Origin of the sequence: Streptomyces sp. NPDC086989, from assembly GCF_044745505.1 — a bacterium.
In the GTDB taxonomy this organism is placed as follows: Bacteria; Actinomycetota; Actinomycetes; order Streptomycetales; family Streptomycetaceae; genus Streptomyces.
The window spans coordinates 182055-195347 of sequence record NZ_JBIVAL010000006.1 but is presented as its reverse complement, the minus strand read 5'-3'; the positions used below and the strand labels follow the sequence as shown (position 1 = coordinate 195347).

Annotated in this window: 15 protein-coding genes; 2 read left to right on the top strand and 13 right to left on the bottom strand. The window is 68.1% G+C overall.

Annotated features, from left to right (window positions below):
• Nucleotides 1–4 precede the first annotated feature (4 nt).
• The 11 genes from rpsC to rfbB form a co-directional block, all read right to left on the bottom strand.
• Nucleotides 5–844: a 30S ribosomal protein S3 gene (gene rpsC / locus ACIPK4_RS16425; RefSeq protein WP_007265905.1), complete on the bottom strand. Its 840-nt coding sequence runs from the start codon at nt 842–844 to the stop codon at nt 5–7.
• Nucleotides 844–1191, bottom strand: coding sequence for a 50S ribosomal protein L22 (gene rplV, locus ACIPK4_RS16420; RefSeq protein ID WP_007265904.1), 348 nt, complete (start codon nt 1189–1191; stop codon nt 844–846). Before rplV ends, rpsC begins: the two co-directional genes overlap by 1 nt.
• A gap of 43 nt (nt 1192–1234) precedes the next feature.
• Nucleotides 1235–1516: a 30S ribosomal protein S19 gene (gene rpsS / locus ACIPK4_RS16415; protein WP_043230274.1), complete on the bottom strand. Its 282-nt coding sequence runs from the start codon at nt 1514–1516 to the stop codon at nt 1235–1237.
• A 12-nt stretch (nt 1517–1528) separates the two neighbouring features.
• Nucleotides 1529–2365: a 50S ribosomal protein L2 gene (gene rplB, locus ACIPK4_RS16410; protein ID WP_030154695.1), complete on the bottom strand. Its 837-nt coding sequence runs from the start codon at nt 2363–2365 to the stop codon at nt 1529–1531.
• Between the two features lie 40 nt (nt 2366–2405).
• Nucleotides 2406–2729: a 50S ribosomal protein L23 gene (gene rplW / locus ACIPK4_RS16405; RefSeq protein ID WP_030298212.1), complete on the bottom strand. Its 324-nt coding sequence runs from the start codon at nt 2727–2729 to the stop codon at nt 2406–2408.
• The gene (gene rplD / locus ACIPK4_RS16400; protein WP_030026322.1) at nt 2729–3379 is read right to left on the bottom strand and encodes a 50S ribosomal protein L4; all 651 of its coding nucleotides are present in this window, start codon (nt 3377–3379) and stop codon (nt 2729–2731) included. The genes rplW and rplD overlap by 1 nt, the downstream gene beginning before the upstream one ends.
• A 5-nt stretch (nt 3380–3384) precedes the next feature.
• Nucleotides 3385–4029, bottom strand: coding sequence for a 50S ribosomal protein L3 (gene rplC / locus ACIPK4_RS16395; protein ID WP_007265899.1), 645 nt, complete (start codon nt 4027–4029; stop codon nt 3385–3387).
• A 14-nt stretch (nt 4030–4043) separates the two neighbouring features.
• Complete coding sequence (gene rpsJ / locus ACIPK4_RS16390; RefSeq protein ID WP_003948644.1) at nt 4044–4352, bottom strand: 30S ribosomal protein S10; 309 nt, start codon at nt 4350–4352, stop codon at nt 4044–4046.
• Between the two features lie 526 nt (nt 4353–4878).
• Nucleotides 4879–6006 carry a hypothetical protein gene (locus ACIPK4_RS16385; RefSeq protein ID WP_402313241.1) on the bottom strand — a complete coding sequence of 376 codons (1128 nt, stop codon included), beginning with the start codon at nt 6004–6006 and terminating at the stop codon, nt 4879–4881.
• Nucleotides 6007–6186: 180 nt separating this feature from the next.
• Nucleotides 6187–7110 (bottom strand): dTDP-4-dehydrorhamnose reductase, encoded by a 924-nt coding sequence (gene rfbD, locus ACIPK4_RS16380; protein ID WP_402313239.1) that lies wholly within the window; start codon nt 7108–7110, stop codon nt 6187–6189.
• Nucleotides 7107–8084 carry a dTDP-glucose 4,6-dehydratase gene (gene rfbB / locus ACIPK4_RS16375; RefSeq protein WP_054222533.1) on the bottom strand — a complete coding sequence of 326 codons (978 nt, stop codon included), beginning with the start codon at nt 8082–8084 and terminating at the stop codon, nt 7107–7109. Before rfbB ends, rfbD begins: the two co-directional genes overlap by 4 nt.
• An 85-nt stretch (nt 8085–8169) precedes the next feature.
• Here rfbB and rfbA point away from each other — a divergent pair, with 85 nt between their 5' ends.
• Together rfbA and rfbC are read left to right on the top strand one after the other, a co-directional pair.
• Nucleotides 8170–9045, top strand: a complete 876-nt coding sequence (gene rfbA, locus ACIPK4_RS16370; RefSeq protein WP_402313238.1) for a glucose-1-phosphate thymidylyltransferase RfbA — start codon at nt 8170–8172, stop codon at nt 9043–9045.
• Nucleotides 9042–9644 carry a dTDP-4-dehydrorhamnose 3,5-epimerase gene (gene rfbC, locus ACIPK4_RS16365; protein WP_402313236.1) on the top strand — a complete coding sequence of 201 codons (603 nt, stop codon included), beginning with the start codon at nt 9042–9044 and terminating at the stop codon, nt 9642–9644. Before rfbA ends, rfbC begins: the two co-directional genes overlap by 4 nt.
• 137 nt (nt 9645–9781) lie before the next feature.
• On the opposite strand, the gene tuf is transcribed toward rfbC, so the two are convergent.
• Both tuf and fusA read right to left on the bottom strand, forming a co-directional pair.
• Entirely contained in the window at nt 9782–10975 is a 1194-nt protein-coding gene (tuf, locus tag ACIPK4_RS16360) for an elongation factor Tu (protein ID WP_053788688.1), read from the bottom strand.
• Nucleotides 10976–11128: 153 nt separating this feature from the next.
• Nucleotides 11129–13261: an elongation factor G gene (gene fusA, locus ACIPK4_RS16355; protein ID WP_054222536.1), complete on the bottom strand. Its 2133-nt coding sequence runs from the start codon at nt 13259–13261 to the stop codon at nt 11129–11131.
• Nucleotides 13262–13293: the final 32 nt, after the last annotated feature.

The following is a 13293-nucleotide window of genomic DNA, read 5'->3' as shown; positions in this document are numbered from 1 at the left end:
TCGGTCAGGCCTCCGTTCCGGTGCTCTCAGCCGGAGCGGCGGCGGGGGCGTCGGCCTTGGGGGCCTCGGCACCAGCAGCCTGCTGCGGCTTGCGGCCACCACGGCCGCCGCGCTCGCCACCACGGCCACCACGGCCGGCGGGACGGTCGCCAGCGCCGGCACCACGGGCCGGGCGGTTACCCGCACGGGCCGCAGCGTTCTCGGCGCGAACCTCGGCGATGTTCTTGACGTCGCCCTTGTAGATCCAGACCTTCACGCCGATCCGGCCGAAGGTGGTCTTGGCCTCGAAGAAGCCGTAGTCCACGTTCGCGCGCAGCGTGTGCAGCGGCACACGACCCTCGCGGTAGAACTCGGAGCGGGACATCTCGGCGCCGCCGAGGCGGCCACCGCACTGGATCTTGATGCCCTTGGCGCCGGCCTTCATGGTGCCCTGCATGCTCTTGCGCATGGCACGACGGAAGGAGACGCGGGAGGAGAGCTGCTCGGCAACGGCCTGAGCAACCAGCTGAGCGTCGAGCTCGGGGTTCTTGACCTCGAGGATGTTCAGCTGGACCTGCTTGCCCGTGAGCTTCTCGAGGTCGCCGCGGATGCGGTCGGCCTCGGCGCCACGACGGCCGATGACGATGCCCGGACGAGCGGTGTGGATGTCCACACGCACGCGGTCACGGGTGCGCTCGATCTCAACCTTCGAGATGCCGGCGCGCTCCATGCCGGACGTCATCATCCGACGGATGGCGACGTCTTCCTTGACGTAGTCCTTGTACAGCTTGTCGGCGTACCAACGCGACTTGAAGTCGGTGGTGATGCCGAGCCGGAACCCGTGCGGGTTTACCTTCTGGCCCATTACCGGGAACCTTCCTTGCTGCTGACGACCACGGTGATGTGGCTGGTCCGCTTGCGGATCCGGTAGGCACGGCCCTGGGCACGCGGACGGAACCGCTTCAGGGTCGGGCCCTCGTCCACGTACGCCTCGCTGATGACCAGCGTGGAGGCGTCCGGGTGGTTGTAGTTGTGTGCGGCGTTGGCAATGGCGCTGTCCAGCACCTTGCCAACCGGCACGCTCGCGGCCTGCGGGGCGAAACGCAGGACCGCCTGAGCCTCCGTGGCATCCATGCCACGGATGAGGTCCACCACGCGGCGGGCCTTCATGGGCGTGACGCGGATGTACCGCGCCTGGGCCCTGGCTTCCATGGTTGTCCCTTCGGTGTTAGTCATAGTCGTAACCACCCCGCGATTAGCGGCGCTTCGACTTCCGGTCGTCCTTGACGTGGCCGCGGAAGGTGCGAGTCGGCGAGAACTCGCCGAGCTTGTGGCCGACCATCGACTCGGTGACGAACACCGGGACGTGGGTCTTGCCGTTGTGCACCGCGATGGTGTGACCCAGCATGGCCGGGATGATCATCGAGCGACGGGACCAGGTCTTGATGACGTTCTTGGTACCAGCTTCGTTCTGAGCGTCCACCTTCTTGATGAGGTGTCCGTCGACGAAGGGTCCCTTCTTGAGACTGCGCGGCATCTAAACCCGCTCCTAGCGCTTCTTGTTCGTCTTGCGGCGGCGGACGATGTACTTGCTCGAAGCCTTCTTCGGCGAGCGAGTACGACCCTCCTTCTGACCCCACGGGGAGACCGGGTGGCGACCACCGCTGGTCTTGCCCTCACCACCACCGTGCGGGTGGTCAACCGGGTTCATCGCGACACCGCGGACGGACGGGCGAACGCCCTTCCAGCGCATGCGGCCGGCCTTGCCCCAGTTGATGTTCGACTGCTCGGCGTTGCCGACCTCGCCGACCGTCGCGCGGCAGCGCGCGTCGACCAGGCGGATCTCACCGGACGGCATACGAAGGTGGGCCATGGTGCCCTCCTTCGCCAGCAGCTGCACGGAGGCACCCGCGGAACGGGCGAACTTGGCGCCACCGCCGGGACGGAGCTCGATCGCGTGGATCGTGGTACCGACCGGGATGTTGCGCAGGGCCAGGTTGTTACCGGGCTTGATGTCGGCCGTGGGGCCGTTCTCGATCCGGTCGCCCTGGTTCAGACCGCGGGGAGCGATGATGTAGCGCTTCTCGCCGTCCGCGTAGTGCAGGAGCGCGATGCGCGCAGTGCGGTTGGGGTCGTACTCGATGTGCGCGACCTTGGCCGGCACGCCGTCCTTGTCGTGACGACGGAAGTCGATCACGCGGTAGGCGCGCTTGTGTCCACCACCCTGGTGGCGAACGGTGATCCGACCGGTGTTGTTACGGCCGCCCTTGCTGTGCAGCGGGCGAACCAGCGACTTCTCCGGCGTGGACCGCGTGATCTCGACAAAGTCGGCGACGCTGGAGCCACGACGGCCCGGGGTCGTCGGCTTGTACTTGCGGATACCCATTTCTCAGTCCTCGTCCGATTCCGGACGACTCAGGACTCCGTTAGGAGGCCTGGCCGCCGAAGATGTCGATACGGTCGCCCTCAGCGAGGGTCACGATGGCGCGCTTGGTGTCAGCACGCTTGCCGAAACCGGTCTTGGTGCGCTTGCGCTTACCCTGACGGTTGATCGTGTTGACCCCGGTGACCTTGACCGAGAAGACCGCCTCGACGGCCTGCTTGATCTGGGTCTTGTTGGCGCCGGGCGCGACGATGAACGTGTACTTGTTCTCGTCCAGCAGCGCGTAGCTCTTCTCCGAGACAACCGGCTTGATCAGCAGGTCGCGCGGGTCAGTGAAGGTCTTGCTGGTAACGGTCGCCTCAGACATCAGGCGTCGCTCCCTTCGGTCTCGTCGGCCTTGGGGCCAGACACGAAGGACTCCAGCGCGGCCTGGGTGAAGACCACGTCGTCAGAGACGATCACGTCGTACGTGTTCAGCTGGCCCGGCTCCAGGATGTGAACCTGGGGCAGGTTGCGGGCGGACAGCCACGCGGCCTCGTCGGCACGCTCGACGACCAGGAGCAGGTTCTTGCGCTCCGAGATCTTGCCGAACAGCGTCTTGGCGGCCTTCGTGGAGGCGGCACCCTCGACCACGCCGGTGACGACGTGGATGCGGGAGTGACGCGCACGGTCCGACAGGGCACCGCGGAGGGCGGCGACCTTCATCTTCTTGGGGGTCCGCTGCGAGTAGTCACGCGGCTGCGGGCCGTGGACGACGCCACCGCCGGCGAACTGCGGAGCGCGGGTCGAACCCTGACGGGCGCGGCCGGTGCCCTTCTGGCGGTAAGGCTTCTTGCCACCACCACGGACTTCGCCACGGGTCTTCGTCTTGTGCGTGCCCTGACGGGCAGCGGCCAGCTGAGCGACGACGACCTGGTGGATCAGCGGAACGCTGGTCTTCGCGTCGAAGATCTCCGCGGGGAGCTCGACGGTACCGGCCTTGTCGCCTGCCGGCGAAAGGATGTCAATGGTGCTCATTAACCTCAAGCCCCCTTGGCCGCGGTACGGACCAGGACGAGGCCGCCGTTCGGACCGGGGACTGCGCCCTTGATGAGCAGCAGACCCTTCTCCGCGTCTACCGCGTGGATGGTCAGGTTCTGGGTGGTGACGCGCTCGTTGCCCATACGACCAGCCATGCGCATGCCCTTGAAGACACGCCCAGGGGTGGCGCAGCCACCGATCGAACCGGGGGAGCGGTGCTTGCGCTGCACACCGTGACCGGCGCCGAGGCCCCGGAAGTTGTGCCGCTTCATGACACCGGCGAAGCCCTTGCCCTTGCTGTTGCCCGTGACGTCAACCTTGACGCCGGACTCGAACACCTCGGCAGTGATCTCCTGGCCGAGCGTGTACTCGCTGGCGTCGGAGGTGCGGAGCTCCACCAGGTGGCGGCGGGGGGTCACGTCGGCCTTGGCGAAGTGGCCCTTGAGGGGCTTGTTCACCTTGCGCGGGTCGATCTCGCCGAAGGCGATCTGGACCGACTCGTAGCCGTCGATGTCGTTCGTACGGACCTGGGTAACGACGCAGGGCCCGGCCTTGACGACGGTCACCGGGACGACACGGTTGTTCTCGTCCCAGACCTGGGTCATGCCGAGCTTCTCGCCCAGGACGCCCTTGATCTGCTTTGCCATCTTCTCGACGCCTCTCAGAGCTTGATCTCGATGTCAACGCCGGCCGGAAGGTCCAGGCGCATCAGCGAGTCAACGGTCTTGGGCGTCGGGTCGAGGATGTCGATCAGGCGCTTGTGCGTGCGCATCTCGAAGTGCTCGCGCGAGTCCTTGTACTTGTGCGGCGACTTGATGACGCAGTACACGTTCTTCTCAGTGGGCAGCGGCACCGGGCCTGCGACCGACGCACCAGTGCGGGTCACCGTCTCGACGATCTTCTTCGCCGAGGAGTCGATGACCTCGTGGTCGTAGGCCTTGAGCCGGATGCGGATCTTCTGTCCCGCCATGGCTACTCCGTAGTCCTGTCTGTTGTGGAAACGCTCTGGCCCTCGGTCGGCTGTGGATCCCTCCACCGCTTCTCTCCGACCCACGCGGTCGGGCGTGTCGCACTCCCTCTACAGAAAATTCCCATACGGAAATTCCCTCGTCCAAGGGGGTGCGGTCCCAAGACCGCGGTTCGGGGGAGAAACACCCACCGAGCGCCTGGCAGGCACCGTGCTGACGCTTCCCAGAAGATTCCCGTACGTCCGCCCCATTGCTGCCCCGAGAGGCAGATGAAGGCGACGAGTACTGTGGGACTCGCTTCCGGTCCTCCCGGCGGGAGGCGCGCAGCATCGGCACTCAGCCGAGCAACTTGATTAGTCTGCCATACAAGACACGTACTGCGCCAATCGGGCCGAAGAGAATACCCCTCCACGGTGTGTGGTCAAACCGCGCCGCGCAGCGGGGCGGCCCGGGCCCCCCTTGGGATCCGCCCCGGCCCGCCCCCGGACCCGCGACGGCCTTTCCGCGGCTCCGCGGCGGGCTCCCCGCTCAGGACCGCGAGAGACTGCCGCAGCCCTCCTGCCCCTGGGTGGCGATGGTCTTGCTGCGGTCGTAGGGGTCCACGGGCGTCCCGGAGGGGGTGGGCCCGGCCGGCGCGTCCTCGTCGAACACGGGATGCAGGAAGCCGTCGTGGACGTCGCAGGCGCTGTTGCCGAGGTTGACGTCGGTCCTCTCCAGCCAGAGCCTGCCCGCGGTGGCCTCCCACCTGCGCGGGTCGGCGATCGAGAAGGTCATCTCCCGCCGCACGATGGTGCGCTTGACCTGCTCGGCGCCCGGCCTCGCCTTCACGAACGGGTGGACGAAGGTGTAGTCGACGAGCACGTCGGCCCGGCCGGGCTCCTTCCCGGGTTCCACCCACATCCGGCCGCGGACCTTGACCACGTCGCCCACGGGCTTCAGCTCGGTCGGCCTGGCCCGAGTGAACAGGTGCAGCGGGTCGTTCTCCTTCGTCGGAGCCGTCAGCGACCGCTCCACGCGGCTGAGCTGCTCCGCGGGCTTCGGGTCGAGCAGCGCCAGAGCGGCTCCGGGCCGCTCACCGCGCAGGGTCGCGGGGTCCAGGTTGGCCGTGATCAGGAACTGCCTGACCTTCTCCAGCGCGTCGGCGACCTGCTCCTTGCTCATCCCGCCCACGGCCTCGGCCTCGGGGACCTCGATCCCGGCCGCCCCGTCGGCCCACTGCAGCGCCGGGGAGCCCTTGAAGGGCTCCTTCAGGGTGGGCTCGTCCGGATACAGGGCCGAGGGCGGGGCGCTGGGCCGGGCGGTCTCGGCCGGCAGCGGGGCGCGGGCCCCGTCCTTCTGTGCGGCCTTGCCGGTGATCCGGTCGATGACCAGCTCCGGGCGGACGGCGATCAGCGCGAGGGCGGCGATGAGGACGACGGCCGCCGCGGCCTTGAGGCGCCGCTTGCGCCTCCCCCGCCCTTCCCTCTCCTGCCAGGCCGGACCGGTGCGCCAGCCAGCCGGCCCGGCGGAGTCCTCGCGCAGCCGCGCGGCGACCATCCGCGCCCGGGCGGACGGCTCACGGGGAGCCTGGCCCGCACCCGCCTCGGCCTGCTCCATGAACCGGGCCCACTCCTCGTCGGAGACGGCCGGTATGTCGTCGTTCTCGTTCTTCCCCATGCCCCGCCCCTGGAAGTCCGGAGCCTGCGGGACCGAGGTCCGGCAGGCTCCGGGCCGCCCGATGGATCGGGACGGGCTCCCCGGCCCGTCCCCCGCTGCCGCGTACCGCGGCGGCACCGATGTCGAACGGATCTTACCGACCGGTTCGGCGGGTGGAGCCGGCCGGGAAGGGGGGCGCACTCATCCCGTACCGCCCCTCCTGGCCTTGGCCGCGAGCGCGGCGAACCCGGGGGTGGCCAGCGCCTCGGCGAGCTGCTCGCGCCAGTCGGCGAGCGGCGGCAGGCCCGCCTCCTCCTCCCAGGCCTCGTGCCCGAGCACGCTGAACGCGGGGCGGGCGGCCGGGCGGACGAACGCGGCGGAGGTGGTCGGCCGGATCCGCTCGGGGTCCAGGCCGCTCAGCCGGTACGTCTCGCGCGCCAGCCCCCTCCAGGTGGTCCGCCCGCTCGCGGTGCCGTGGTAAATGCCGCCCATGGCCCAGCCCTTCAGCGCGGCCAGGCCGAGCTCGACCAGCCGGCGGGCCAGTGCGCGGGACCACGTGGGCTGGCCGTGCTGGTCGTCGACGACGTCGAGGCTCTCGCGCCGGGCCGCCAGTTCCAGCATGGTGGCGACGAAGTTCGGGCCGTGCTCGCCGTACAGCCAGGCGGTCCGCACGATGTAGCCGTCCTGCGGCAGCAGTTCTGCGACGGCCTGCTCGCCGAGCAGCTTGGAGCGCCCGTACGCGTTGAGCGGACCGGTCTCGGCGTCCTCGGGGTACGGCTCGGTGGCATCGCCGGGGAGCACGTAGTCGGTGGAGACGTGCAGCAGGCGTACGTGCGCCGCGGCGCACGCCTCGGCGAGGACGCGTACACCCGTGCCGTTGACGGCGGTCGCGGCCTCCTCGGCGGTCTCGGCGCCGTCCACGTCGGTCCAGGCAGCGCAGTTCACGACCACGGTGACGCCCTCGACCGCCGCGCGCACCGCGACCGGGTCGGTGATGTCCAGGTCTGCGCGGCGCAGGCCCACGGCCTCGATCCGGGAGGCCTTCAGGGCGGCCAGGACGTCCTGGCCGAGCATGCCGCCGGCGCCGGTGACGAGCCAGCGGCCGGCGAACGAGTAGGTCCTCACTTCCGCAGGGCCGCCTTCGCCTTCAGCGGCTCCCACCAGGCGCGGTTCTCGCGGTACCACGCGATCGTGGCGGCGATGCCCTCCTCGAAGGTGACCTGCGGGACGTAGCCGAGTTCGGCTCCGATCTTGCCGATGTCGATGGAGTAGCGCAGGTCGTGGCCCTTGCGGTCTTCGACCTGCTCGACCATGTCCCAGCCGAGGCCGGCCGCTTCGAGGAGCACGCCGGTGAGCTCCTTGTTGGTGAGCTCGGTGCCGCCGCCGATGTTGTAGACCTCGCCGGCGCGGCCGCCCCGCATCACCAGGTCGATGCCGCGGCAGTGGTCGGAGACGTGCAGCCAGTCGCGGACGTTGCCGCCGTTGCCGTACAGCGGGACCTTCCTGCCGTCCATCAGGTTCGTGACGAACAGCGGGATGACCTTCTCCGGGAACTGGTGGTGCCCGTAGTTGTTGGAGCAGCGCGTGACGACGACGTCCATGCCGTGCGTCCGGGCGTAGGCCAGGGCCAGCAGATCGGAGGAGGCCTTGGACGCGGAGTACGGGGAGTTCGGGGCCAGCGGCCACTCCTCGGTCCAGGAGCCCTCGCTGATCGAGCCGTACACCTCGTCGGTGGAGATGTGGACGAAGCGGCCGACGCCGTGCTTGCGGGCGGCGTCCAACAGGACCTGCGTGCCGACGACGTTGGTCATCACGAACGGCCCGGCCCCGGCGATCGAGCGGTCCACGTGGGACTCGGCGGCGAAGTGCACCACGACGTCGTGTCCGGGCATGACCCGGTCGACGGCCTCGGCATCGCAGATGTCGCCCCGTACGAACGCATAGCCGGGGTGCCGTGCGACCGGGGCGAGGTTGGCCTCGACACCGGAGTAGGTCAGCTTGTCGAAGACCGTGAGCCGGGCCGACGGGTCTAAGAGGAGCTGTTGGCGAACGAATTCCGAACCTATGAAACCGGCACCGCCGGTGACGAGGATGCGCATGGAACGGGGAGTCTAGCCGCTGGTGCACGACCGTTCAGGGCCGAATCGCACCGCCCCTTCCACGCTCTCGCATACGGTGGCGCCCATGCGAGGAATCCTCTTATCCGGTGGGACCGGATCCCGTCTCTGGCCGCTGACCCGCGCCGTCTCGAAGCAGCTGCTGCCCGTCTTCGACAAGCCGATGATCTACTATCCGCTCTCCACCCTGGTCATGGCCGGGATCAGCGAGATCCTCGTCATCACGACGCCGGAGGACCGTGAGCAGTTCGAGCGGCTGCTCGGCGACGGCTCCCAGTTCGGCATCCGGCTGGAGTACGCGGTGCAGGAGCGCCCCGAGGGCATCGCCCAGGCGCTCGTGCTGGGCGCCGACTTCATCGGCGAGGACTCCGTCGCCCTGATCCTCGGCGACAACATCTTCCACGGCAGCGGCCTCGGCACCCGCCTGGCCGCGCACGCCGGTTCCAGGGGCGGCCGGGTCTTCGCGTATCCGGTGGCCGACCCGACGGCGTACGGCGTGGTCGAGTTCGACGAGAACGGCCAGGCCGTCTCCATCGAGGAGAAGCCGGACAAGCCCAAGTCCCGCTACGCGGTCCCCGGTCTGTACTTCTACGACAACCGCGTCGTCGAGATAGCCCGCAACCTGGTGCCCAGCGCGCGCGGCGAACTGGAGATAACCGCGGTCAACGACGCGTACCTGCAGGCCGGCGAGCTGAACGTGACCGTCCTCGACCGCGGCACCGCCTGGCTGGACACCGGGACGTTCGAGTCCATGGTCCGGGCCTCGGAGTTCGTCCGCGTGATCGAGGAACGCCAGGGCTTCAAGATCGGCTGTATCGAGGAGGCGGCCTGGCGGGCCGGCCTGATCGACTCCGTCCAGCTGCACGAACTGGCCCAGCCGCTGCTCAAGAGCGGTTACGGCGACTACCTGATCGGCCTCCTCGACGAGGAGGGCTCCCGGTGAAGTTCCGCGAGCTCTCCCTCGAGGGCGCATACGAGATCACCCCGCAGCTGCACGGCGACCCGCGGGGCCTGTTCACCGAGTGGTACCGCTTCGACAAGCTGTCCGAGGTCGTCGGCCACCCGCTGAACCTGGCGCAGGCGAACCTCTCGGTGTCCTCGCGCGGCGTGGTCCGCGGCATCCACTTCGCCGACGTACCGCGCGGCCAGGCCAAGTACGTGACCTGCGTGCGCGGCGCCGTGCTCGACGTCGTCGTCGACCTGCGGGTCGGCTCCCCGACCTTCGGGCGCTGGGAGGGCGTCCGCCTCGACGACGTGGACCGCCGTGCGGTCTACCTCCCGGAGGGCATGGGCCACGGCTTCTGCGCCCTGAGCGACGACGCCACGCTTTCGTACCTCTGCTCGGAGACGTACAACCCGACCGGCGAGCACGCGGTTCACCCGCTCGACGCGGATCTGGGCATCGAGTGGCCGGCCGGCGTACCGCTGCTGTCCGCCCGTGACAGGGCGGCGCCCTCGCTGGCCTACGCGCAGGCCTCGGGCCTCCTGCCGGCCTACGCCGCCTGCAGGGAGTTCACCGAGTCCCTGCGCGTGACCGGCTGACGACCGGCTGACGCGCACCCCCGCGGCGTCACGCCCGTACGACGAAGGGCCCCTCCCCCGCCGCCGAAGCGGAAGGGAAGGGGCCCTTCGGTCAAACATGGTGCCCGCTCGCGCGAGCTACCAGGTCAGAACACGAATTACTTCGTGATCTTGGTGACCTGGCCGGCGCCGACGGTGCGACCACCCTCACGGATGGCGAACTTCAGGCCCTCCTCCATGGCGACCGGCTGGATCAGCGCGACCGACATCTCGGTGTTGTCGCCCGGCATGACCATCTCGGTGCCCTGCGGGAGGGTCACGACGCCGGTCACGTCCGTGGTACGGAAGTAGAACTGCGGGCGGTAGTTGTTGAAGAACGGGGTGTGACGGCCACCCTCGTCCTTCGACAGGATGTAGGCCTGGGCCTCGAACTCGGTGTGCGGCGTGACCGAACCGGGCTTGATGATGACCTGGCCGCGCTCGACGTCCTCGCGCTTGATGCCACGGAGGAGCAGACCGACGTTCTCACCGGCCTGGCCCTCGTCGAGCAGCTTGCGGAACATCTCGATACCGGTGACCGTGGTGGTGGTCTTCTCTTCCTTGATACCGATGATGTCGACGGTCTCGTTGACCTTCAGGACACCACGCTCGATACGGCCGGTGACGACCGTACCGCGACCGGTGATCGTGAAGACGTCCTCGACGGGCATGAGGAACGGCTTCTCGGTGTCACGCGGCGGGGTCGGGATGGCCTCGTCGACGGCGGACATGAGGCCGAGGAGCTTCTCGCCCCACTCCTTGTCGCCCTCGAGGGCCTTCAGCGCGGAGACGCGGACGACCGGCAGGTCGTCGCCCGGGAACTCGTACTCGGAGAGCAGCTCACGGACCTCGAGCTCGACGAGCTCCAGGATCTCCTCGTCGTCCACCATGTCGGCCTTGTTGAGGGCGACGACGATGTAGGGGACGCCGACCTGGCGGGCCAGGAGCACGTGCTCCTTGGTCTGCGGCATCGGGCCGTCGGTGGCGGCGACCACGAGGATCGCGCCGTCCATCTGCGCGGCACCGGTGATCATGTTCTTGATGTAGTCCGCGTGACCCGGGCAGTCGACGTGGGCGTAGTGACGCGCCTCGGTCTGGTACTCGACGTGCGCGATGGAGATGGTGATACCGCGCTGGCGCTCCTCAGGAGCCTTGTCGATCTGGTCGAAGGCCGAGGCCTCGTTCAGGTCCGGGTACGCGTCGTGCAGCACCTTGGTAATGGCGGCCGTGAGGGTCGTCTTACCGTGGTCAATGTGACCGATGGTGCCGATGTTGACGTGCGGCTTAGTCCGCTCGAACTTCGCCTTCGCCACGGGGGTCCTCCTGGAGAGTGGTTCTGTACGCCTTACAGATCGGCGCCAGGTGATCTTTGCTGGAAAGCCGGCCGGTCCCCGGGGCAACGGGAGTGTTGCTCCTGTTGCCCCAGAGGCTGCCGGTGACAAGCCTAAAGCGTGTACTCGGAAGAGTTACTCGCCCTTGGCCTTCGCGATGATCTCCTCGGCGACGTTCCGGGGAACCTCGGCGTAGGAGTCGAACTGCATCGAGTAGCTGGCGCGACCCGAGGTCTTGCTGCGGAGGTCGCCGACGTAGCCGAACATCTCCGAAAGCGGCACGAGGCCCTTCACGACGCGAGCGCCGTGACGCTCCTCCATGGCCTGGATCTGGCCACGGCGGGAGTTGATGTCGCCGATGACGTCACCCATGTAGTCCTCGGGCGTGGTGACCTCTACGGCCATCATCGGCTCCATGAGCACGGGGGACGCCTTGCGCGCGGCCTCCTTGAAGGCCTGCGAACCGGCAATCTTGAAGGCGAGCTCGGAGGAGTCGACCTCGTGGTAGCCACCGTCGAGAAGCGTGACGCGGACGCCCGTCATCTCGTAGCCGGCGAGGATGCCGAACTGCATGGCCTCCTGCGCACCGGCGTCGACCGAAGGGATGTACTCCTTCGGCACGCGGCCACCGGTGACCTTGTTCACGAACTCGTACGCCGGGCCGTCGGCCTCGGTGATGGGCTCGATCGCGATCTGCACCTTGGCGAACTGACCGGTACCACCGGTCTGCTTCTTGTGGGTGTAGTCGTGACGCTCCACGGTGCCGCGGATCGTCTCACGGTACGCGACCTGCGGCTTGCCGACGTTGGCCTCGACCTTGAACTCGCGCTTCATACGGTCGACCAGCACCTCGAGGTGCAGCTCGCCCATACCGCCGAGGATGGTCTGGCCCGTCTCCTCGTCCGAGTGAACGTGGAAGGAGGGGTCCTCCTCCGCCAGGCGCTGGATGGCGACACCCAGCTTCTCCTGGTCACCCTTGGACTTGGGCTCGATGGCGACCTGGATGACCGGAGCCGGGAAGTCCATGGACTCCAGGATCACGGGCTGCTTGTCGTCACACAGCGTCTCACCGGTGGTGGTCTGCTTCAGGCCCATGACGGCGACGATGTCACCGGCGCCCACCGCGTCGATCTCTTCACGCTTGTTGGCGTGCATGCGGTAGATCTTGCCGATGCGCTCCTTCTTGCCCTTGACGGAGTTCAGCACCGAGGTGCCGGCCTCCAGGCGGCCCGAGTAAACCCGGACGAAGGTGAGCTTGCCGAGGTGCGGGTCGCTCATGATCTTGAACGCCAGCGCCGCGAGGGGCTCGTCGTCGGACGGCTTGCGCTTCACGACGACCTCGGCGTCGCGGACGTCGTGGCCCTCGATGGCCTCGATGTCCAGCGGCGACGGCAGGTAACGGACGACGGCGTCGAGCAGGGGCTGAACACCCTTGTTCTTGAACGCCGTGCCACAGAACACCGCGGTGATCGTGGGCTCGCCCTTGCCCTTGCCGGAGCCGAGGATGATGCGACGGACGGCGGCGTGCAGCTGCTCCACGGACGGCTCGTCGCCGTTCAGGAAGAGCTCCATGATCTCGTCGTCGTTCTCGGCGACGGTCTCGACCAGCTTGCCGCGCCACTCTTCAGCAGCCTCGGTGTGCGTGGCCGGGATGTCGACGATGTCGTACATCTCGCCCTTGGTCGCCTCGGCGGACCAGACGAACGCCTTCATCGTGACGAGGTCGACGACACCCTGGAAGTCGGCCTCGGCACCGATGGGGAGCTGCATGACGATCGGAACCGCACCGAGGCGGTCCTTGATCATGTCGACGCAGCGGTGGAACTCGGCGCCGGTGCGGTCGAGCTTGTTGACGAAGCAGATGCGCGGCACGCCGTAGCGGTCCGCCTGACGCCAGACGGTCTCGGACTGCGGCTCGACACCGGCGACACCGTCGAAGACGGTGACGGCGCCGTCGAGGACGCGGAGCGAACGCTCCACCTCGACGGTGAAGTCGACGTGACCCGGGGTGTCGATGATGTTGATGGTGTGGTCAACATCTTCGAGCGGCCAGTGGCAGGTCGTAGCGGCAGACGTGATGGTGATACCACGCTCCTGCTCCTGCTCCATCCAGTCCATCGTGGCGGCGCCGTCGTGGACCTCACCGATCTTGTACGACACACCGGTGTAGAACAGGATGCGCTCGGTGGTGGTCGTCTTGCCCGCGTCGATGTGGGCCATGATGCCGATGTTGCGCACCTTGGCCAGGTCAAGCGAAGTGGTAGCCATAAGGCTTCGGTCTTCTCTCGGTCTCGATGTGG